The sequence below is a fragment of the Thermorudis peleae genome (assembly GCF_000744775.1).
Classification (GTDB): domain Bacteria; phylum Chloroflexota; class Chloroflexia; order Thermomicrobiales; family Thermomicrobiaceae; genus Thermorudis; species Thermorudis peleae.
On sequence record NZ_JQMP01000003.1, the window covers coordinates 886,933 to 907,152 of the forward strand.

Annotated in this window: 19 protein-coding genes and 2 tRNA genes; 10 read left to right on the plus strand and 11 right to left on the minus strand. The window is 59.3% G+C overall.

Annotated features, from left to right (window positions below):
• Positions 1-28 precede the first annotated feature (28 nt).
• A complete protein-coding gene (locus N675_RS07050; RefSeq protein WP_038038718.1) occupies positions 29-889 on the minus strand; it encodes an NAD(+)/NADH kinase in 861 nt (286 codons plus the stop codon).
• 90 nt (positions 890-979) lie between these two features.
• On the opposite strand from N675_RS07050, the gene N675_RS07055 reads away from it, so the two are divergent.
• From N675_RS07055 to cas6, 4 genes are all read left to right on the plus strand, one after another.
• Positions 980-1,636 (plus strand): bifunctional 4-hydroxy-2-oxoglutarate aldolase/2-dehydro-3-deoxy-phosphogluconate aldolase, encoded by a 657-nt coding sequence (locus N675_RS07055; protein ID WP_038038719.1) that lies wholly within the window; start codon positions 980-982, stop codon positions 1,634-1,636.
• Entirely contained in the window at positions 1,636-2,460 is an 825-nt protein-coding gene (gene recO / locus N675_RS07060) for a DNA repair protein RecO (protein WP_051914408.1), read from the plus strand. Before N675_RS07055 ends, recO begins: the two co-directional genes overlap by 1 nt.
• Positions 2,461-2,585: 125 nt before the next feature.
• On the plus strand, positions 2,586-2,915 hold the full coding sequence (locus N675_RS07065) for a heavy metal-binding domain-containing protein (protein ID WP_038039524.1): 330 nt from the start codon (positions 2,586-2,588) through the stop codon (positions 2,913-2,915).
• Positions 2,916-3,530: 615 nt separating this feature from the next.
• Entirely contained in the window at positions 3,531-4,379 is an 849-nt protein-coding gene (gene cas6, locus N675_RS07070; protein WP_051914410.1) for a CRISPR-associated endoribonuclease Cas6, read from the plus strand.
• A gap of 517 nt (positions 4,380-4,896) precedes the next feature.
• Here the strand turns inward: cas6 and N675_RS07075 are convergent.
• On the minus strand, positions 4,897-5,970 hold the full coding sequence (locus tag N675_RS07075) for a permease (RefSeq protein WP_038038721.1): 1,074 nt from the start codon (positions 5,968-5,970) through the stop codon (positions 4,897-4,899).
• Positions 5,971-6,322: 352 nt separating this feature from the next.
• The gene (locus N675_RS07080; protein ID WP_051914412.1) at positions 6,323-7,861 is read right to left on the minus strand and encodes an AAA family ATPase; all 1,539 of its coding nucleotides are present in this window, start codon (positions 7,859-7,861) and stop codon (positions 6,323-6,325) included.
• A gap of 132 nt (positions 7,862-7,993) precedes the next feature.
• Here N675_RS07080 and N675_RS07085 point away from each other — a divergent pair.
• The 3 genes from N675_RS07085 to N675_RS07095 all read left to right on the plus strand — a co-directional run bounded on the left by N675_RS07085 (position 7,994) and on the right by N675_RS07095 (position 8,678).
• Positions 7,994-8,065, plus strand: a tRNA-Ile gene (locus tag N675_RS07085).
• Positions 8,066-8,115: 50 nt separating this feature from the next.
• Entirely contained in the window at positions 8,116-8,487 is a 372-nt protein-coding gene (rsfS, locus tag N675_RS07090) for a ribosome silencing factor (RefSeq protein ID WP_038038723.1), read from the plus strand.
• A 5-nt stretch (positions 8,488-8,492) separates the two neighbouring features.
• Positions 8,493-8,678: a hypothetical protein gene (locus N675_RS07095; protein WP_038038724.1), complete on the plus strand. Its 186-nt coding sequence runs from the start codon at positions 8,493-8,495 to the stop codon at positions 8,676-8,678.
• Between the two features lie 136 nt (positions 8,679-8,814).
• On the opposite strand, the gene N675_RS07100 is transcribed toward N675_RS07095, so the two are convergent.
• The 4 genes from N675_RS07100 to der all read right to left on the minus strand — a co-directional run bounded on the left by N675_RS07100 (position 8,815) and on the right by der (position 13,282).
• On the minus strand, positions 8,815-9,279 hold the full coding sequence (locus tag N675_RS07100) for an FmdB family zinc ribbon protein (RefSeq protein WP_051914414.1): 465 nt from the start codon (positions 9,277-9,279) through the stop codon (positions 8,815-8,817).
• A 2-nt stretch (positions 9,280-9,281) separates the two neighbouring features.
• Positions 9,282-10,406 (minus strand): MraY family glycosyltransferase, encoded by a 1,125-nt coding sequence (locus tag N675_RS07105; protein ID WP_038038726.1) that lies wholly within the window; start codon positions 10,404-10,406, stop codon positions 9,282-9,284.
• A 17-nt stretch (positions 10,407-10,423) separates the two neighbouring features.
• On the minus strand, positions 10,424-11,731 hold the full coding sequence (locus tag N675_RS07110; protein WP_038038727.1) for a serine hydroxymethyltransferase: 1,308 nt from the start codon (positions 11,729-11,731) through the stop codon (positions 10,424-10,426).
• A 117-nt stretch (positions 11,732-11,848) separates the two neighbouring features.
• Positions 11,849-13,282, minus strand: a complete 1,434-nt coding sequence (der, locus tag N675_RS07115) for a ribosome biogenesis GTPase Der (RefSeq protein ID WP_051914415.1) — start codon at positions 13,280-13,282, stop codon at positions 11,849-11,851.
• A 185-nt stretch (positions 13,283-13,467) separates the two neighbouring features.
• Between der and dnaJ the strand changes: the two genes are divergently transcribed.
• Positions 13,468-14,619: a molecular chaperone DnaJ gene (gene dnaJ / locus N675_RS07120; RefSeq protein ID WP_038038729.1), complete on the plus strand. Its 1,152-nt coding sequence runs from the start codon at positions 13,468-13,470 to the stop codon at positions 14,617-14,619.
• 83 nt (positions 14,620-14,702) lie between these two features.
• Entirely contained in the window at positions 14,703-16,319 is a 1,617-nt protein-coding gene (locus tag N675_RS07125; RefSeq protein ID WP_038038730.1) for a DUF2723 domain-containing protein, read from the plus strand.
• Here the strand turns inward: N675_RS07125 and N675_RS14310 are convergent.
• From N675_RS14310 to N675_RS07140, 4 genes are all read right to left on the minus strand, one after another.
• On the minus strand, positions 16,316-16,486 hold the full coding sequence (locus N675_RS14310; protein ID WP_156100839.1) for a Flp family type IVb pilin: 171 nt from the start codon (positions 16,484-16,486) through the stop codon (positions 16,316-16,318). The two genes, N675_RS07125 and N675_RS14310, sit on opposite strands and share 4 nt — an antisense overlap.
• Positions 16,487-16,661: 175 nt before the next feature.
• Entirely contained in the window at positions 16,662-16,847 is a 186-nt protein-coding gene (locus N675_RS07130) for a Flp family type IVb pilin (protein WP_051914418.1), read from the minus strand.
• Positions 16,848-17,159: 312 nt separating this feature from the next.
• Positions 17,160-18,242 carry a sensor histidine kinase gene (locus N675_RS07135; RefSeq protein ID WP_081886924.1) on the minus strand — a complete coding sequence of 361 codons (1,083 nt, stop codon included), beginning with the start codon at positions 18,240-18,242 and terminating at the stop codon, positions 17,160-17,162.
• The gene (locus N675_RS07140) at positions 18,242-19,891 is read right to left on the minus strand and encodes an ArnT family glycosyltransferase (protein WP_038038733.1); all 1,650 of its coding nucleotides are present in this window, start codon (positions 19,889-19,891) and stop codon (positions 18,242-18,244) included. Before N675_RS07140 ends, N675_RS07135 begins: the two co-directional genes overlap by 1 nt.
• A gap of 236 nt (positions 19,892-20,127) precedes the next feature.
• Between N675_RS07140 and N675_RS07145 the strand changes: the two genes are divergently transcribed.
• Positions 20,128-20,198: transfer RNA gene (locus N675_RS07145), tRNA-Gln, on the plus strand.
• Positions 20,199-20,220 lie beyond the last annotated feature (22 nt).

A 20,220-nucleotide genomic window follows, 5' to 3' on the forward strand; every position in this document is an offset into this window, starting at 1 on the left:
CGCAAAAGTTCCCGTCTCCTCCCGCGATTTACTGGCGGCTCGTGGGAAGCTCGTGGCGGAGTTTGAGCGGACGAGAGGGGCGTGCGTCTGGGCGAATCTGAAAATTGAACTTGCTGCGAAACGCCTGGTAAAAGTTCATCTCCGGGAGAACGACGCGAAGAAAGCGATGCACACCACGCTGCACCGTAATTAAGTCTCCGGCCTGGAGTTTGCACTGCGGCTGGCCGTCAAGGACGAGGGTAGTGTCACGCTCGCTCGTTAAGAGCAGCTCAAGGACGGCTTCCTCCGGCACGACAAGAGTTGTTCGAATCGGCGAATGAGCGCAGATTGGTGTTACCGCAAAACCTTTGACGCCAGCGCTGAGAACTGGCCCTCCAGCTGCCATGCAGTACGCCGTACTCCCTTGGGGCGTTGCGATGATCATGCCGTCGCCTGGATAGGTGTTGACGTACTGCCCATCGATGTAGAGTTCAATTTCGATCATCTGGAGCCCTGCACGCGCAACGACATCGTTAATCGCCCACCCCTCGCTTACAGCGTGGTCTTCCCGCGTGACGTGGGCGCTGAGGGTAGGACTTTCCTGGACAACGTACTCACCAGCCAGGACTTGAGCAAGTGCCTCTTGCCAGTGATCTTCCTCAATCATGGCCAGGAAGCCGACGTGGCCCATGTTAATGCCAAGAATTGGGATATCGGGGTAGACGTGTGCGGCACGCATGATGAGCCCGTCGCCCCCAATTGTCACTAACATGTCGACACTGGCGTGATCAAGTTCGCTTTCGCCAACAACAGCTATCTGTTGTCGTCTGAGCCAGTCTCGGATTGCGGCAGCCAGTTGTGCTGCCCGGGGCTTGCCTTGAGCGGCGATCAGGCCGAATTGTCGTGCCACACCTCTACTCCTACGTCGCTGTCTCACCCCTAGGAATGGTACTCAATTCGCCGTATGCTTGGACAGAGAAGGAGCGAGGAGGGACAACGCATGACTGGACAACACTGGATCGAAGAGGCTGGGTTAATTGCTGTGATCCGACTTGATGACCTCAGTTGTGCACTCCAACTGACGGAAGCGTTGCTTGATGGTGGGGTGCGGGTTCTCGAGTTTACCTATACAAATCGGGAGGCTGGGCGGGCAATCGAAACAGTTCGTCGAGAATTTGGTGAGGCTTGCCACGTTGGTGCGGGAACTGTGCTCGACGCAGAAACCGCACGTCAGGCGATGATTGCAGGGGCTGAATTCATTGTCACACCGACATTACGCCTTGAAACAATCGAGATATGTCGGCGCTATAGCGTGACAAGTCTGATTGGTGCGTTTACTCCCACAGAAATTCTGACGGCGTGGGAGCATGGGGCCGACTTTATCAAAGTTAACCCGGCGAGCCTTGCTGGCCCAGCCTATTTCAAGGATGTGCTTGCACCACTTCCACAAGTCAAGCTTATTCCTTCAGGTGGTGTAACACTCGAGACTGGCCCTGAGTTCCTCAAGGCAGGTGCTGTTGCCCTCGCCGTCGGCAGCCACCTCATTGACAAGCGGGCAGTTGCGGAGCGCGATTGGGGCACTATTCGCGAGCGAGCCCGGGCGTTTGCTGAAATGGTTGCTCGCGTGCGGAGCCCTGAGCATCCTGTGCATCTCTGATGAATGAGTCAGGTGTATCACCAGCGCTTCATGAGCGTCGTAATCGGCTTTACCGAGTCGAGGCGATCGTCCTTCGTCGCTACGATCTCGGTGAGGCTGATCGTATCCTCGTACTCTATACCTTGCAGCGCGGAAAGCTGCGCGTCAAAGCGCGCGGCGTCCGCCGTCCGCGTAGCCGGTTAGCCGGTCACCTTGAGTTGTTCGCACGCACGCAACTCGTGCTTGCCCAAGGTCATGAACTTGATGTAGTCGCACAGGCGATGTTGCTTGATCCTCACCGGGGCTTGCGTGAAAGTGAGCTGCGTGTTGCCTATGCTGGCTACTGCGCGGAGTTACTCGATGCGCTGACCAGTGAAGCTGATCCGCAGTCAGCCATCTTTCATTTGCTTGCCGAAACACTCGCTGCACTTGCGCACAGTTCTGATCCGTTCTTTATTGTGCGACACTACGAACTGTGCCTCTTGACGCTGCTGGGATTTCGCCCAGAGTTGTACCGTTGCTTAGCGTGCGACCGCGAACTTCAACCCCTGACCCATGCCTTTGTCCCCTCGCTCGGTGGACTCGTCTGTGCTGATTGCGCGGCACAGTATCCCGGCGCATTGGCGGCTTCGGTCCCCGTCGTCAAAGCGCTACGGCTTTTGCTGGATCCTCACCAGTGGACAACCCTGCTTGAGCGCCGGACAAGCGAACGCTTACGGCACGACGTTGAAGCAATTGCCCATGCGTATGTGACCTCTATCCTTGGTCGCCCCATCGCTTCCCATGCAGTACTGGAGCAACTCCAGCGGCCAGCTTTTTCGCTACCGGCTGAACCACCTGCCTAGTTCGTGTTACGCTTCAGCTGGCGACATCGATACGAATGTATCGCTATGCGTGCACGAAAAGTCAGGATATCCTCTTGATGGCACGGGTGGTGGGTTCACCGCGAAAGAGAGGCGAAGTTGTCATGATGCAAGATCTTCTGATAACAACCACGACGATGGTCGAAGGACGTCCAGTCAAAGAGTATCTTGGGATTGTCACTGGCGAAGCGATTCTTGGGGCGAACATCTTTCGCGATCTCTTTGCGAGTATTCGCGACATTGTCGGTGGTCGCTCCGGAGCATATGAGCAAGAGCTCCGCCGTGCCCGCGATATTGCACTGCAAGAGATGGCTGATGCAGCACGCCAACTGGGTGCGAATGCCGTGATTGGCGTTGATATTGACTACGAAACGATTGACATGGGCGGGAGTAACATGTTGATGGTAACGGTTTCTGGTACGGCTGTGCGGCTCTGATCAGTTTGCTGGTACGCGTCCCTCAGCTCCTCTCGCTCGCGACACTTTGCTGCTGCGCGTACTGCGGTGGCGATGCAAGACTCCGGCAGGGTTCCGTTCGGTACGGTGTACCCTTTTGCCTGTCCAGTTGTCTCGTTGTGCGGCAAGGCTGTTACTCTCATATTGACATGAGCGTGAAATAGCACGGGGCCGTCATGCGAATGTCCTTGCGCGCTTCTCGAATATCCCGCGGGACTGCAGCACGCACTCGCGCGTTGTTGCGATGCAGCTCTTCTCCCGAAACACGCTTACTGCGGCGCCGCACATGCTCTGCGTTGTCACACACTATCCGTTCCTCGTTGTGGGAACCGTTTCTCTGCATAGTTTGTGCGTTGGACGTGGCGCCCAGGAGGATACGGTGGATCCACTTGGCATGCGCATGAAGACAGGAAGCATGAACACGGGAATACCTGTCTTCCCGTGTTGTGCTGACCAATAAACGCGGTTGGGGAATCTGGCAGGAGTCCCAGGAGGACTTGTCTTCAGCAAGATGCAGTTGACGGTCGTGCCAGACGATGTGTCATTGCTACCCTTGACAGACAACCAGTTGCTTTGTCATCGTATGGCGTCACGTTCATGCTCGACTGGGGGAATGCGGTGCGACTGACAGTACATCTCGAGCCGGAGCAAACAGGTCTTCTTCCAACAACGTATCGAGAATATGTGCAAGCCGCCATCTACCGCTTGCTTCCAGCGCGAATTGGACAACCGCTTCATGACGGCAGCTATTGGTCAAGTACACGTCCTCTGAAGTTTTTTGTTTTTTCCCAACTGTATGGGGCTGTGCAGTACCGCAAAGGGGAAGGGGTCATGATAAGCGGACCGATCTGGTTTCGGTTTGCTTCACCAGACCGCAACCTGGCCTTAGGAGTAGCGGCTGGTCTCTTGCAATTCGGACGGCTCCGTCTCGGCACGCTGGATTTTGCTGTCCGCGAAGTGGCAACGCAGGCCTTGCCAGAGCTTAGTGAAACACTCGTGGTGCAGACGCTTTCACCCATCACGGTTTATCGAACAGTCGAGCAGGGCGGAAAGCGCCGTACGGAGTACTTCAACCCGCTTGAGGAGGAGTTTGCAGAACTCGTTGTGAGCAACCTTATGCGGAAAGCGCGTGTGCTTGGCTGGTGGTCAGATGACAATGGCACCGCTGACCAAACGGTGACGGCTGAGCACCCGGTTCGAATTCGTCTCCTCGGTGGCATCTCGGCGCGGCAGAAGCGGCTTGAATGTTACAAAGGCACGTGGATTGAGGGATGGGTCGGACGTTTCAAGCTTGAAGGCCCGCCACAACTCCTGCAACTTGCGCTTGAAGCTGGCCTTGGGGCGAAAAACAGTCAAGGCTTCGGGTATGTCGAGGAAGTGTTAGCTGGGGTATCGCCGCGTCGTCCGCATCCCCCGATCGAGCAACGTGAGGAACGGTGTTCATGAGGGATGAATCAGTATCGTCGTGTCGCTATTTCGAGTTTATGCTGTATTTTCTCGAGGGGAGCGGGGATGGGAGAGCAATGAATTCCGGTGGGACAGGTCTTGACAGGGAAGCATGACAGTGGTAGTATAGTCCTAAGCCCCGATGATCTTCGGAGCGCGCGGCGAAGACCGCCAACGGATCTTCGTCAAGCAGCCCGGAATCGTCGGGGCCTTTGCTTTCATCGTGATATGGGCCGCTCGCTTGCTACCGTGCCCCTGTCATAAGTCACGCCCCTTTAACGATGCAGAGAGAACTGTGAAATCCTGGGGATGCTTCTCTCCGATCATCAAAGCGCAAGAGGTGGCATAGGAGAAGATAAGCGGTGAGGCTCGTTCGGTATTCTTGGTTTCCGCGCGAAGAGGAGGCCTATTGATAAATCAGGGCGTCGGAACCTGCACGTTCCCGACGCCCTGATTATGCTGTGCTGCCGACCCGGCAGCTCCCCGACCAGCTCGCTCAGCGGTCGGGTGGCTGGGATCAGCGCAGCGGCAGTGCGATGGCAAGGAGTCCAGCGAGGATTCCCATCCCGATGGTCAAGAGTGTCAATGCGGCGAGGACACGCCATGGGAGGGCCTGGCTAACCATGAGCAGTGATGCGAGGTTGAGAGGCGCAAGCGTGAGGAGCAGTGCGCCAGCTGGGCCAGCTCCGACGCCGAAGGCAAGCATCGTCTGGATGATCGGGATCTCGCCAGCTGTTGGAATGACGAACAAGGTTCCGACAACGGCAAGGGCAATGATCACAAGCAGGGAATTGCCGAGCTGTGGCCCAGCTGATGGAAAAAGCCACGCCCGGGCGAGTCCCATGAGGAACACGACGATCAGGTACTCGGGCAGAAGCTGCACCACGAGCCGGGTCAGATTCCCTACCCAGCGTCGTAACCAGTTCCCATGCTCGGCAACCGATGGTCGTGAGGCATTTGCAATCGCTTGAGGAACGAGTGTCGGCCCCGCGAGACGTTCAGCGAGCGCAGCACCACCAAAAACGAGAAGGATGCCGAGTACAAGTCGAAGCAGTGCCCATTGCCAACCAAGCGTGAAAACGAGAAAGACGAGCACAGCCGGGTTGAGCGTCGGATTTCCGAGGAAGAACGCGACGGCACTGCCGATTGAGGCCCCTTGTCGTCGTAGGCCAACGACGACTGGTGAGACGCAGCATGAGCACATCATCCCTGGCAATGCGAACACGCCGCCAAGAAGAGTCGATCGCGCGCAGGCTCGACCAATCCAGCGCGTGACGAGATCAACGGGTAGGAATGTCTGGATTGATGCTGCGAGCAAGAGGCCAAGCACGAGCGCTTGCCAGACTGCGAGGAAGTATGTACGAGCGTAGTCGAGTGCGGCATGGAGTGACGGCGCTGGCGGCGTTGCCGCTCCACCAGTCAGAATCGACTTGCCTAGCTTGCCCGTTGCTGCAGCGAGATGTGCTTTGTGGTAATACGGCAACCACTTCACGTAGGCTAATCCGATGACAGCCAACACAAACACGATGAGTACGCCAACGAGGACATGCTGCTGCCGCTGCGATAGTGCCGGAGTTGACGTATCCTGCATCCGCTTTCCTCCTAATCTTCAGCTAGCCACGATCGCCGCCTGCCATATCACCATGCCCTACATGGCCCACCCCCTTTCTGCCTCATTTCGCAGCATACAAAGCCCCATTCTACGTAAAGAAGTAAGTCGGGTGATAGTAGTGCGCCAAATGCGCCTGTCAATCAGTATGTTGTGCGTCGCAGGCAAAGCCTCCGGAAGAAAAGTGCACTCGTATGATGATTCGTTGGGGCGTGTAGTCTCAGGGAATGGTGTTCAAGTGACCGTCTCATGGCATACGTGTGCGGTGCTGTCATGCAGGAGTAGCGCGTGGAGTGCCTTTCTAACTCGGTGAACACATCAGTATGCCGAGCAGCTACTCTGGCGATTCCGCTCGTTGCTGGTGGACAGCTGTCGCAGGAATCGCGGGTCGCTCTTGCTCGTTGAGGTTGGCTGCATCTTCATCAGAAAGTTCTTCATCAGCTGAAGGAAGGAGGATCGGTTTCAGCAGATCTTCTGGTTGGAGCAAGGGGCGTGGCGGCGTCGCATAGGCGCGCTGGGCAGGAACAGAGACAAGTTCGAGTTCTGGATAGCGTAAGGCCGTGAGCGCGTTGCCGAAAACGCAACCAGTATCAATGTCAATCGTTTGATTCACCCAGACAGGGGTAACAACTGGGGTGTGGCCATAGACGACAATGGCACGTCCACGGTAGTCCAGTGCCCAGTTAACGCGGATTGGCAATCCTTGCGCATCGCGTTCCCCAGTGGTGACGCCAAAGAGTGCAATGCGTCGGACAACGGGAGAGCTTCGGCCGTGATACTCTTCGGGAAGGCCAGCGTGTGCTACGACAAGTCGACCGCCGTCAAGCACAAGATGGTTCGGGAGCTTTGCGAGGAAGCGGCGAACACGTTCGCGAAATGCAGGCGGTTCAGTTGCCAATTGCGCGACGGTAATTTCGAAGCCGTGCGCAATCAGGACGTCCTGGCCCGTTAAATAGCGCTGAAGCTTACGATCGTGGTTGCCCATCACCATCAGGGCTCGGCGTTCTTCAACTGCGTCCATCACAAGGCGGAGTACGTTCGGGCTATCAGGCCCGCGATCAGTTAAATCACCGACAAAGACAAGCTTGCGCCCATGTGGATGGCGGACGCGGAAGCGGGGCTGGCCATCTCGTGCTGTTGTCTGTTCAACGCGATACCCAAGCCGGTCGAGCAAGGTGAGCAACTCTGGGAGACAGCCGTGGACATCGCCGATAATGTCGAAGGGGCCATGGAGATTCCGGCGGTCGCAATCCAAGGGGCGCCGGATGACAATGCATCGCATAAGCTCTTCAGGCGAGCGAATCCACTCTCGAAGGGCAAACGGTTCACGCAAGATCTGCCCGCGATTGCGTTGTAATTGCTGATGTTGCCGGGTAATCACTTCAGCGCCAACATGACGCTCTGGTCGAGCGGCATCCCAGGCGAGGCAAGTCCGCAGTGGCAGGTCGAAGATGATTGCCACGGCTGGTAGATGGTGTGCCTGCGCAAGGGCCAGAAGCGGGGCGCGGGATTCAGCTGTCGTGTTTGTTGCGTCAATGACCGTGAGTTTGCCGCGACGCAGCCGCGCATCTGCCACTTGATGAAGCAAGGCGAATGCTTCACGGCTAGCAGACTGGTCCGCTTCACTGTCAGTCAGTAACGCGCGGAAAAAGTCGGAGGAAAGTACTTCGGTTGGGCGAAAGTGGGTGCGAGCAAACGTCGATTTCCCTGAGCCTGCTGGACCAATGAGGACGACGAGTGATGGCGTCGGAATGACGAGCCGGCGGCTCGGAGTTGCCTTTTCTTTGCCGTTGGGTGAGGCGCGGTGGCCTTCGGCAGGTCCAGTAGCCGCAGTGGCTGGTTCACGTTGCTCAGGGTGTTGAATTTGCTCCATTGAACCGCGTCAACTCCTCTCACGGGCAGTTGCCCGCGCAGGCAATCCTAGCACGTAGCTGATGCACCGACTGGCTGGTTGCCGACATGCGCCAGCTATCGGTAGAATGAGATACGCGGGAGCCGACGAGATGGGCCTGTAGCTCAGCGGTAGAGCAAGGGGCTCATAACCTCAAGGTCGTAGGTTCGAATCCTACCAGGCCCACCCGCTGGCAGCATGGGAGCTGCCGGACAGTTGGTAATCGAGAGGTGGACATGGCGCGACTAGAACAGGAGACGCTGGCGAGTCCAGCAGCGTTGGCCCGCTATGCAGCTGAGGCAGCTGCTGATGCACTTGCGACCGATATTCAAGTACTTGACCTCCACGAATACACTCCGTTCTTTGACCTCTTCGTCATCTGTACAGCGGATAACACCCGGCAACTGCGAGCGCTGAGTCTGCGCGTTGTTGAGGCGCTGCGTGAAGCTGGCGCTGAACTCCGGCGCAGTGAAGGTGAACCGGAGTCGGGCTGGATTGTGCTCGACTATGGCACGGTCCTCGTGCATCTCTTCACGCCCGAACAACGCCAGTACTACCGGCTTGAGGAGCGCTGGAGCCATGCACCGAAAGTGCTGGTGATCCAATGAGCCGGGTGGGCGGACAGGCTCTGCGGCGGCTCTGGCTTCAGGCATGGGTACGCTACAGTCTTGTGTTAGCCCTTGGTCTGGCAAGCGGTATGGCAATCGGCCTGGTGCTTGCTCAGCGTCCTTGGGTGCTCCTTGCGCGGCTTTGGCGTGCAGCCCCCGATCAGCCGCCGTTTGATGCCTTGCTGCAGTAAGTGCGAGAGATGCACAAAAGCCCAGCGGAAGGCACACACTGCCCCGCTGGGCTTTGTATCACACCGTCCTTCATGCTTCGCACGAGAATGAGGCTTGTTCGCGCTCCGTTCGTCGTTTTACCCAGAGCGCGCCAGCTTACTCGAGGTCAGTGACCTCCGACTCTTGATGGCTTTCTTCGGTCTCAGCCTGATCTGCTTCTTCTTCCATTGCACGGTCAAGGCGTTCCATGACAGTATCAGGGTCAGCGCCGCGTTCCAGGTCAGTCAGCGCTTGGTCAAGCAGCGGGTCAAGCGGCTCGCCAGTTTCGGCTGCAAGCTGACGCGCCCATTGGGCCAGGGCTTGTGGATTGTCGTCCTCGGGCAGTGGGAAGTCGTCTTCCTCATCCCATCGCTCGTCAGCCATTGTCGCGTCGTCCCAGCTGTCAGCCGGCTCGCGTGGTGCCGAGGTGCGGAGGACGGCAATACGTGAGAACCGACGTTCACCAATGCTGCCGCAGCGTGGACACTGGGCAGGCCCAGCCGCTTCTGCTGCAGCGATTGATGGATAGAAGGTGCTGAATCGCATACGGCATTGTGGGCACCGATATTCATAGATCGGCATCGTTACGACCTCCGTGGCGGTTGCGGAAGCACTGGCTGGTTGACCGATTGCTCCGTTTTCGCTGCTGCTTTCGGTGTTTGCCGTGCGAGCAAAGCGAGTGCGACGAGGCCGAGGATACCTGCGGCGCTGAGGACAAGCAGCTTGACGAGTGGGCCGGAAAGGAGCAGCGCTGCAGCGCCAAACGCGCTTGAGACCACGGCGAACAGGCCAACAATTTGGCGCTGCGACCATCCACGGTCGAGGAGCCGATGGTGAAGATGGCTACGATCAGCAGCCATCGGCGAGCGGCCAAGGCGGAGGCGGTAGAGGATAAGCCAAGCGACATCGAGAATCGGCAGCCAGAGGACCAAGAGTGCGGTCGCGATCTTTGCCCCACCGATAATGGCCGTAACAGCGAGCGCGTAGCCAAGGAACATGGCACCACTGTCACCCATGAGTATCCGTGCTGGGTGCCAGTTGAAGACAAGAAAACCAAGGGTAGCGGCCCCAAGTGCCATCGGCAGAAGGGAGATGGTGAATTGCGGGTTGCCCGCTGGTCGGAAGAAGGTGTGGAGAAAGAGGACGACACAGGCAATGGTGACGACTGTCCCGGCAAGACCGTCCAGGCCATCGAGGAAGTTCACCGTGTTCATCATCCCGACGATCCAGAAGAATGTGAAAAGCACGGCGATAATAAGTGGCAACGTTGTCATGCCCCCAAAGGGGTTGCGAAACTGCTCAATGACCAGACCATGCTCGGGGCCGCGGAGTCGCGGCAAGATGATGATTGCAGCCGCAGCAATTTGCCAGAGCAATTTCGGTAGTGGCCGTAGCCCCATGAGATCATCGTAGAGGACGCTGCCAACGACGAGCCCGCTCCCGATGACCAGCAGGGCGATCCGCTCAATCTCAATTGGAAACCGCTCGACTGGCAGCACAAATGAGAGCGCAAGACCGGTCACAAAGCCAAGGAAGATGCCTGGCCCGCCGATGCGTGGCAATGGCCGGCGATGTACTTGGCGTGGCTCGGTGGGGTAGCTGAGGATGTCATACCGCGCGGCGAGGTGAATCAGCCAGGGCATTATGAAGGCTGATGTTCCCCCTGCAATGAGACCAACAGCGAGCGCGATGAGTCCTCGTTCCACCATCGCCGCGCTCCTCGCGGCTATCGCAGCTCTCCGGCAAAGCCCAGCTGGGCTGCCTCCATCGTGTGCACAATCTTGCTGAGTGGCGGCAGACCCGGTACCGGGAAGTGCTCGACCAGTTCGCGTACTTGCCCACGCACGCGTTCGAGTGTCGCCGTATCATCTGGGTTACGCAGCACGGTCGCAATGAGCTGTCCAGTGAGGCGCATTTCGTCTGGGCCAAATCCGCGCGTGGTCATCGCCGGTGTGCCGAGGCGAATCCCGCTTGCCTGAGCCGGTGGCCGTGGGTCATTGGGGATTGCGTTCTTGTTGACCGTGATCCCCACGGCATCAAGCGCCTTCTCTGCCTTGCGCCCGCTGAGGCCAAGTGGACGCAAATCAACAAGCATTAAGTGATTGTCTGTACCGCCCGAGACGATGCGTAATCCCTCAGCCTGGAGTGTTTCCGCTAAGACGCGAGCGTTCTCAAGTACCCGGGCGATATAGTCCCGAAAGCTCGGCTGGAGCGCTTCTCCGAAAGCAACAGCTTTGCCTGCGATGATGTGCATGAGTGGGCCACCTTGCGTGCCAGGGAAGACGCTTTTATCAATTGTTTCGGCATAGTCAGCATCACAGAGGATCATCCCACCACGAGGACCGCGAAGCGTCTTGTGGGTGGTTGTCGTGACGATCTGAGCGAGGCCAACCGGGCTTGGATGGAGGCCGACTGCAACGATGCCTGCGATGTGCGCGATGTCGGCAAGTAACACAGCCCCGACCTCGTCAGCAATCTCGCGAAAGCGCGCAAAATCGATCGTGCGCGAATAGGCGCTGTAACCGCAGATGATGAGCTTCGGCTGTACTTCGTGCGCTCGCGCTCGAATATGGTCATAGTCAAGTTGCTCAGTCTCAGGGTGGAGGTGATAGAAATGGATCTCGAACCAGCGGCCAGAGAAGTTGACGGGTGCGCCATGGCTGAGATGCCCACCCTGTTGCAGACTGAGACTCAGAATCCGGTCTCCCGGGGAGAGCACGGCGAGCATCGCCGCCATATTGGCTTGTGCGCCCGAGTGCGGTTGAACGTTGACGTGTGCGGCTCCGAAGAGCTGCTTTGCACGTTCGATTGCGATGGTTTCTACGCGATCAACCCATTCACATCCACCATAATAGCGGCGTCCTGGGTAGCCTTCGGCATATTTGTTGGTGAGGACGGTTCCGACCGCGGCCATAACCGCTGGGCTGGTGAAGTTCTCAGAGGCGATGAGTTCAATAGTGCCTGCCTGACGGCACTCTTCACCCGCGATTGCCGCTGCGATCTCAGGATCCCAACTCCAGAGTCGTTCGTCCATGACGTCCCCTTTCACGTCGAAGGCATGCGCCCGTGCCGATGGCTACCCGCAGCGAGTCTACCATGCCACGACGCTGAACGTACTGTGCTGATAGTCCTGGCTCGCGCTGTCTTCGCTTCAGGTTTTTCGGAGGGCTGAGCGGGTAGGACGGCGTGCTGCCGAGCGAGCTTTCTCCGGCCCTCCCGGCGCGCTCCGCTCACGTTCGCGGAAAACCAACTCGATTGGGGTACCGAAAAAGCCATATGCGCGCCGGATCGTGTTCTCCAGGTACCGTTTATAGGAGAAATGGACTCCCTCGGCGTTCCGGCAGAAGAAGACGAACGTTGGCGGTTCTGTCTCAGCCTGCGTCGCGTAGTAGATTTTGACCCATTTGCCCGGCTTGCTCGGCGGGGGATGATGGTGAACGGCCTCTTGTACCAGGCGGTTGAGTTCTGCCGTCGGAATGCGGCGCGAGCGTTCAGCAGCAACAACAAGGGCGAGGTCGACAACCTGCTCGACGTTCTTGCCGGTAACGGCTGAGACGAAGACGATTGGAGCCCACGGCATGAACGCGAATGCGTTCTGGGCCGTCTCGCGGTAGGCTTCTTCGGCGCCTTCCATGTGCTCGAAGAGGTCCCACTTGTTGACAGCCACAACAATGCCTGCTTTGGCTTCAAGGACCGCCCCGGCAATGTGTTGATCTTGCGCAGTAAATGGCTCGCTTGCATCAACAACCAGAATGGCTACATCAGCCCGTGCTAATGCCCGTTGCGCCCGGAGTACGCTATAGCGCTCGACGCCACGCTCGATCCGGCCAGGACGGCGGATCCCTGCTGTATCCACTAAGACGATCGGTTGTCCCTTCCAGGTCAACGGTGTATCCACCGCGTCACGCGTCGTGCCTGGAATCGGCGAGACAATCTGCCGTGGTTGCCCGGTGATCGCATTGAGCAGTGCCGATTTCCCAACATTGGGGCGACCGACGATCGCGATGTGCGGTGCATCAGTCGTAGCAGAATCCTCACCCGCTGGGACGGCATGAGGCAGCGTAGCGACAAGCGCCGTCAAGCGTTCGAGCAACTCGCCAATATTCTGCCCGTGTGCCGCTGAAATGATGATCGGTTCGCCGAGTCCAAGCGCGGCAAACTCCATGGCTTCGAACTGGCGCTGGCGCTTTTCCGCTTTGTTCGCGACCACAAGCACCGGTTTGTTTGCCTTGCGTAGCAGGTCAGCAATCTCCCAGTCGCCCGCGGTGAGTCCAGCCTGCGCGTCGACAACAAAGAGGATGATATCGGCCTCCTGAAGAGCAAGCTCCGCTTGTTGGCGCGTTGCTTCGGCAATGTCCCGCTGCGAGGCTTGGGCAATTTCCTCGTCGGAAAGCAGGCCGCCAGTATCAACGAGGGCAAAGCGAGTACGGCCCCATTCAGCCTCGCCATAAATGCGATCGCGCGTGGTTCCGGGCAAGTCCTCGACAATCGCTCGGCGTTGCCCAAGGATACGATTGAACAGCGTTGATTTGCCGACGTTTGGCCGCCCGACAATTGCAACGAGTGGCAGTGGTCCTTCGGGCATCGTCTTTCCCTCCGTCGCTGGTATGCCGGTTGCGGCACACCTAACCGTGTGAGTATGCCACGTCGTCGCGTGCGCTCGCCGCTTTGCCTGAGTTTGCTATACTTCATATCAGACTTGACGGGGCGCAGCGAGAACCGGCGCGAGCGCCCCGTCCTGCCCAGCGCGGGACGGGCCGGAGGAGGCAGATGACGACGACTCGGGATTACTACGAGATCCTCGGCGTCAGTCGGACAGCAACAACGGAAGAAATCCGGCGCGCTTACCGGCGCCTCGCTCGTCAGTACCACCCTGATGTCAACAAAAGCCCAGACGCTGAAGAAAAATTTAAGGAGATTAACGAGGCCTACGAGGTCCTCAGTGATCCGGAGCGGCGCGCCGCCTATGATCGTTTCGGCCATGCTGGCGTCCAGGCCGGGGCGACAGCCGGCACTGGCGGATTTAGCGAGGGGTTCGCTGATCCCTTCGGCTTCGGGTCGGTCTTCACGGATATCTTCGAAACCTTTTTTGGTGGGGCAACCGCCAGTGCAACGCAGCGCCGGGCCAGTCGCGGCGCTGACCTTGAGGTAACGGTTGAACTTAGCTTCGAGGAAGCCATTTTCGGTACGGAGAAAGCGATCGAGATTGAGCGCTTGGAAACCTGCCCTGATTGCCATGGTACCCGCGTTCGCGGTGGTGGCCAGCCGGCGACGTGTCCGGTCTGTGGGGGCACTGGCCAGGTGCGCCGCTATCAAATGAGTATCCTTGGGCAAATGGTCACGGTCACTACGTGCAGTCACTGCGGTGGCGAAGGCCGTGTGGTAACTGACCCGTGTCCGCGCTGCCGTGGACGCGGCCGTGTCCTGCGCCGCCGTACCGTCACCGTCTCGATTCCGCCTGGTGTCGAGGATGGCACGACACTCCGCATCAGTGGCGAGGGCGAGCACGGTTTCGGCGGTGGCACGCCTGGCAGCCTCTATGTCACGATCCGGGTCCGGCCGCATGAACTGTTTACGCGCAAGGGCACAACGCTCTACCTTGACCTCCCGATCAACGTCGCCCAGGCAGCGCTTGGCGCCGAGGTGGATGTGCCAACTGTTGATGGCCCAGTGCGTCTTACGATTCCGCCGGGGACACAGTCCGGCCAGCAGTTCCGCATTCGTGGCAAGGGCGCGCCGGATCTGCGCACCGGTGCTCGTGGCGACCAGGTTGTGACCGTCTGGGTTGTCGTGCCGACTGAACTCACGCCACGCCAACGCCAGCTCTTTGAGGAGCTTGCCGAAACGCTTGAGCGCCCCGATGTGCATGAAACGCGCCGCCGCGGCTTCTTCGAGAAGCTCCGCGAAGTGCTTGGCGTCTAACATTCCCTTACGTGCTGGCATGCTCCTGCCGATCCCTTGGAAGAGGAGATTGAAGCAACACGGAGCGAGGGAAGCGAGATCGTATGGCAAGCGTGCCGGCACGCATCACCAGGCGACAAGGGGCCGCAAACTGGCTCGCCGCGAGCCCATGGGCGCTCAAAGTTACCGCGCTCGTTGTCTTCACCGTCGTCACGCGCCTGCCGTTTCTCCCTAGGTATCCGTTCAACGGTGACACTGTCAACTACATGCTGGCGCTCCAGCACTTTGACCTGGCGAATGCGCAGCCACACCCGCCAGGCAATCCCCTCTACGTGCTCCTCGGCAAGGGCGTGCACGTCGTTGTCTCTGATCCAAATGCCGCGCTGGTCTGGCTGAGCATCGGACTCGCTGCGGTCGCGGTCGCGCTGACGGCCTGGCTTGGCCGGTTGCTCTGGGATGAAGCAACCGGGCTCTGGGGCAGCCTGCTGCTCGCGGTCAACCCGCTCTTCTGGCTCTATAGCGCAGTTGGCTTGCCCTATACGGCGGAGGCAGTCGCGGGGTTGCTGGTGGGACTTGCCACGCTCGCTTGCTGGCGCTGGCCAGGACGGCGCAATGCTGTCGCACTCGGCGCAGCGGCAGCAGTTGCTGCGGGGCTCCGCCCAACAATCTTGGTCTTGCTCTGGCCGCTGCTCCTCTTGGGGCTCATTGGACTGCGCTGGCGGGATCGGCTGCGTGCGCTCGGGGTGGGCTTTGCGCTCAGCCTGCTGTGGGCAGTCCCACTGGTATGGCTGAGTGGCGGCCTGCTGCGCTACTGGAGCCTGCTGCATAGCATAACGGAGAGTTTCGCTGTGCGGACGACGGTCCTCAATGGACCGAGCCGGGCATGGCTGAACAACCTCGGCCAGCTTGGCGCGGCGCTGCTGGTTGGCCTTGGCGTGCCGGCTGTTGCCTTCGGCTACGTCTGGTTACGCGTCCGGCGCCGGCCGGCCCTTAGCCGTTTCCTGCGCTGGTATCTTGCGCTCTGGATCGTCCTGCCGCTCAGCTTCTTCGCCCTTATCCACTTTGGGCAGTGGGGATACCTGCTGCTTATTCTCCCCGTTGCGTCGCTTGCCCTGTACGCGCTGACCGCTCCAGCCCTCGGAACGACGCGTCGTGTGCAAGGGGCAACGGCTGGCTTGATGGCCAGTGTCCTCACCGTCGTGGCGTTCTTCCTTCTCCGTGTCGGCATTTGGGAGCATGACCGGTACTGGGATGCCATGCTGGCAGCGCTCCAGCAGTTTCCAGCTGATCAGACGGTCGTCTTAACACCAGATGGCAAAGCGCCACTCCGCGTACTCAACTGGCTCGCACCGCAGGAGCTTGTTCTTGGCATTGTCCAGAATGACGATGGGCAGATTGAAGGGTTTGGGAGTGGAGCGGTCGGCCGTCAGCTCTATCGCCTGGTGATCGATCCGTCGCTGTCCGCTCAGGCTCGCCTTGTACCATACGCGAGGACGCCGCGGCAACGGCAGATGCCACAAAACTTCTGCCCGCGTGTTTCCCTCGTCGTCGTCCACGACCCAGCGTTGCAGGCCTGGGTTCGCGACGCGCCAGCCTGGAATACCCTGCAGCTTCCTGGCAGCGAGCCTCTCATCTGGCGCAGCGTGCCTTCCCAGGCCTGCCTGCAGATCCGTGATCATCGCCTTCAGGTCGTGCCCGAAGCGGCTGCTGACGAACGCTAGCTGCCAGGCCATTGCGCGAGGACGCGCTGATATAGGGCATTGACGGCGTTTCCAAAGGCGCTCAGCGCGACGACAACGGTTAGGGCTACGCCAAGCAAAATCAGCGCATACTCAAGCACGGCCTGGCCAGCTGTCGCAAATGGCCATGTCGTGCCGTTCTCCCACATTGCATGTCATCCTCATCCATGTGCCAGTACCGTGATGCTATTTGCTGCAACACCGAGCTCAGGATTACTGGTGTTGCCTCGATCCCAGGTGCTGCTGCGAGTGTCACGAGGCCACACGAGAAGAGTATTTCCCCGTGTGGCCTCGGGCATCTGCACATTCTGCTCAGTCGAGAAGTTATGATGGCAGCGAGTTATTAATCTTGTTAAACACTCCTTGAACCTTGGTGCCAAGGGTGATGAGCGCCGCGATGGCCACAATAGCCACGAGCGCGAGGATCAGAGCATACTCGACCAGCCCCTGGCCTTCGAATACGTCCTCAGGGACATACAGTCCATAGAGTGCCTTGAGATAGTCCAGCATTGTTCCCCCCTTTGCCATAATGGCAGCTGCCCAGATGGAATGAGCAGCAAACAGTCCAGACGACAAGCGTGTTCACTTCCCGATCGGCTCCCCGATGCTCTGCCGTTTCGTCACCCCCTTCCTTCCCTCTACTGACGCGGATGGGGTAGCCGGGTCGGCCTCGTGAACTGGCTTCACTTTCTAGTGTCGTGAGGAAACGCCAACCTGACTAGGGGCCAGTTGTCCCTATAGTGAGCGGTACTTTTTGCCCTATACGAACGCGTGGACCAGATCGACTCAGGCCACCGTCTATCACGCGCCTGCTGACTCGGGCTAGGCCAGCGGAACCAGTAACCGGAACCGTGTCTGTTCGTCCTGCTGTGACTCTTCACTGAAGCTTGCGCCGAGCCGTTCAAGTCGTTCGGTGACGACGCTCCCGGGCGATTGCCACTTCGCGATGGCCTGGCGCACGGCCTCGCCTGGTGCCTGGACGTCGAGGATCGCGACGGCCTGGGCTGGCTCATACTGGAGGGAGAGGGTCAGCCCCTTCAGGCTACGGGTCGCTGCAAGTACGCCGGTGAGTTCCTGGAGCAGGCGGTAGAGCGCAAGCTGGATTGCTGGTGTGAGCGGGGTATCGTGCTCTGGTCCCGTCAGTTCAACGGTAAAGCCGTACAGCCGTGCAAGTTCGCCGAGGTAACGCTTCAGCGTTTGGGTCAGGCCAAGTTCCTCGAGCACTGGTGGGCGCAGCTCGTAGAGCAAGCGGCGCGTGTCGAGCAACGCTCGGGCAATGGTCTCGCGTAAGCGCTCGAGGGCCTGTGGCACATCGTCAGGCTGGCGGGCCAGCAGCTGCTCGCAGAGTTCGACATCAAGCAACACAGTACTGAGGGCTTGGGCTGGACCATCGATAATCTGCCGTGCGACGCGCCGGCGCTCCGCTTCTTCAGCGAGGATCATCTCATCCAGACTGAGAGTATGCGTTGCATCGCCGAGGAGCCGTGTGCGTCGTTCGGCGGCCCGCACTTGTTCCTCAAAGTAGGCAAGGACTTGCTCTGCCAGTTCGAGGAAGCGCCGGAGCCGCTCTTGCTCGCGTTCCAGAGCGTCGTACCGCTCCTGGAGTTGTTCGGCCTGGTTGCGCATCATGAACAAGCGGATCGTCACTTCATGGGCCTGGCGAAAGGCGTCACGGATTTCGCTACGCGAATACGCTTCGAGGTTCGCTTCAATCTCCCGAAGGCGCGCACTTGCTTGCAACTCGCGCTGATTCAGCCGCTCAGCCTCACTGGCTGACTGGTCGAGCAGTAAGCTGATTTCCTGGAGTGAGCGGCTCATCTGCGCGAGTTCACTCCGAATCGTCGCAATGATCTCGCGCAGTCGATCAGCCAGCTCGTAGATCGTTGAACTGCTCCGTGTCATCATCAACTCCTTTCTCGTTCTGTGGCGGCGCGTGCTTGTGCGTGATCGGGCAGGCGCTCAAAGATCGTGACAGCCGTATTATCGAAGATGACGCGGTACTGTGGGTCATGCTGCAATGCGTGTCGGAGGGCGGCGCAGCAGTCGCTCTGGGGATCAGGAAGCTGGGCATAAACGCCACTGATGTTTACGCGCAGTGCCGGTCGCTTGACAATATAGACATACGCGAACGAGCGATGATACTGCGCAGCCCAGTGTTCGAGGCATGTACCATCGTCAGCGTTGCATGCCTGAAGCACGGTTGCTGCGTCGATATGCTGCCAGAAGGTTGGAAACCATTCGGTTCCTTGAACGGTGTTTAGACTTATTCGTCCAGTGAGTGCCGGAAGCCATTCGCGTGATCGATCAAGGGCAGCGTCATCTTCTGTCATGACGAGGAATGAGGCACCCGGTGGGGTGTGGCTCGCGATCCACTCCATGGCAAGGCGCTCTTGTGCGGAAAGTGGTTGCGTCAGGAGCTGAATCGCCAGCGTATTGCTAAGGATGAGGTAGAAGCCAGCATACGCGCCAAGCCCAAGGTACAGCACGTTTCGCCATCGCTCCGCAGGCAGGGCACGCTGCAGGAATGGATGAAGCACCTCGGACAGGGCGATACTGGCAAGCAAGGCAATGGGCACGCTGGCGAGGGTCAGCGCTTTCCGCGAGTCGCCGAGAAAGATCAGGACAAGCCATGCTGGGAGAAGCCAGCGCCGGCGGTACAGGCAAACGGCAAGCCCGACCATGCTCAATGCCCGAATGCCGGGGAAACTGAGCTCCTGCGAAATATTGAGGAAAAGGAGGTTGACAAGACCAACCCATGGCGGTTGCCCTGCCCCGAGTGCTGCGCGGAACGGAGCCAGGCCGTGCTGAGCGAGCACCGTGGCCCACCACGGCGCTGACAAGGCCAGCACGCCGACGGCAACCAGCAGGGAATCGCGTACTCCCTGGCGGTTGCGCCCATACGCAAGGAAGAAGAGCAGCGCGCTAAGTGCGACAAAGAGTGCCGTCTCGAGATGGGAGAGTACGGCGAGGCTGGCAAACAGGCTGCTGAGCGCGACACGTCGCCAGCCTCCCTCGCGGTAAAGCATGAAGATCTGCTCGATTGCGAGCACCGCGAAGAAGAAGCCTGGAGATCGCGTCAATCCGCCGCCGACGATCTCCCAGCCGTAGGAACGAGCGAATACCGCGAAGCACCCTGTTGCCAGCACCGCTGGAAGACCTGGCCCAAGGATCGTGCGGGCAAGTCGATAGAATGCCACGATGGTCAGCACGCTGAAGATTGGCGGAAGGAGACGGACGGCGTCGAGCAGCGAGAGTGGCGTCATGCGGTCGACCAGCGCAGCCAGGTAGAAGCCAAGCGGTGGGTAGGCAAATGGGATGCCTGCGCCGTTGTACGTCGTATATGCTGGCAGGCGGAAGCCATTCCGCTCTAGGTCGCGTGCCATGACGTAGAACATGCCGCCGTCGCCAAGCGGAAAGTCAGCCCGCAGGACTGGTAACAGTCGCAGGACGGCGCCGACGAAGAACACGGCGGCGAGCAATGCTCGTTCGCCGCTCAGGCTTCTTCGTGCCGGAAGTGACGTCGGGGGAGAGATTTCAGCCGCTGGTGTAACCACGGGCGCCCTCGCTTCGCACAGATCGATCCGCCTGTACGCTCGCAGTCTAGCCAACGCCTGCACTGGAACGGCATGGGACAGACGTACTTGTTTGTGCGTGACTGTCGTCGTTGCTCGGAGCCGGTAGCATGGTATGCCGTTCGCGTTGAACCAGCTGGTGAGGGGGTAACTGCCGCACAGCCGTGGCTTGACAACACGGTGTCAGCTTGGCTACGCTTATGCGGGTGACACGACGATGGCGGGTGGTGAAACGGTATCACAGGGGCCTTTGGAGCCCTTGTTCCAGGTTCGAATCCTGGCCCGCCAGCCCTTGGTGAAGCGGCGCGTGC